Origin of the sequence: Oscillibacter sp. CU971 (assembly GCF_905219725.1) — a bacterium.
Classification (GTDB): Bacteria; Bacillota; Clostridia; order Oscillospirales; family Oscillospiraceae; genus Oscillibacter.
On the sequence record NZ_CAJMXG010000573.1, the window covers coordinates 1 to 1,068 of the forward strand.

At 54.3% G+C, this 1,068-nt stretch carries 2 protein-coding genes; both read right to left on the reverse strand.

Features of this window, described 5'->3' with window-relative positions; translation table 11 throughout:
* Window positions 1-64 precede the first annotated feature (64 nt).
* A complete protein-coding gene (locus JX325_RS17550; RefSeq protein ID WP_204792282.1) occupies window positions 65-274 on the reverse strand; it encodes a hypothetical protein in 210 nt (69 codons plus the stop codon).
* A gap of 61 nt (window positions 275-335) precedes the next feature.
* Window positions 336-824, reverse strand: coding sequence for a hypothetical protein (locus JX325_RS17555; RefSeq protein WP_204792283.1), 489 nt, complete (start codon window positions 822-824; stop codon window positions 336-338).
* Window positions 825-1,068: the final 244 nt, after the last annotated feature.

The following is a 1,068-nucleotide window of genomic DNA, read 5'->3' on the forward strand; positions in this document are numbered from 1 at the left end:
GCCTTTGCCGTCCAGTTAATATTGCATCGCTGCATGTTGTCACTGCTCCTTCCGATGCTCTGTCTTACGCATGAGCAGTCTCCTTCTGGATGCCGTACACATCATCGACATAGTAGGCCCCAGTAAAGAAATTGAAGATTGCCGTACACCGGACACCGTTGACCTCGGCCAGATAGCGGTTATCGCCGATGCACTCAATGATCTCAGCCTCGCCCATCACATGGCGGTCATGCTCATGATCTTTCAGACTGTGAATATACGCCTTGACTTTCATAATCCACCTCCATAAAATAGTAATGAGCTGGAGCCGATGAACACCGGCCCCAGCCCTGATTTCAGCCGATAGCAACTCTGGCCCGGCAGCAGAAGTCCTCCATGCAGCTCACAGCAGCACCTTTTGGCATCTTCAGGAACCGTGCCGCTTCATGCAGTGCAAAGCCATCAATCAGGAGGTTGATGATCCTGGCCTCTCTCGGAGTAGCCACGTTCACCACCTGTTCCAGAAGGGCCTTGCCCTCAACCCGCCGCTCGGTATCCTGCCTGGGGTCTGTAAGTTCAACATCATCCAGCCCTACGGTAACGCCGCAACGCTTGGCACGGGAACGATACTCACCCTCCCGGAGAACGGCGTCCTTCATGGCCCGGAACGCCATAGCTTTGAAGTTCACTCCTGCCGGGGGATTGCGAATGTACTGCTGCACAGCGGAGAGATAGCCGAAGATCACAACATCGTAGAACTCGTCCATCGGGAGACGCCTGTAGCGGAGGAAGTCGATCACCAGGTTGTGGTGCTGCTCCGCAAAGTCCCGTTCTTCCTGTGTCATAGGCCGCAAAGCCCTCATTCTTCTCAACTCCTTCATGATGGTTTTTATTGATACATGGGATAATTCTCAGCAGGGGATGTCTGCCACCCCGACCAGCCATAAACTGTCCGCAGTAATCAAATGGTGTTCCCAGGTGAGTTTCAGATACCGGGAGATCAATTTCTCAGCCAGCACGATTCCAATGCCGCCGACATCTGTGCCGCCCTCATCAGGCAAGGCATCCTCCCAGTCCTGCGGTGTGGCC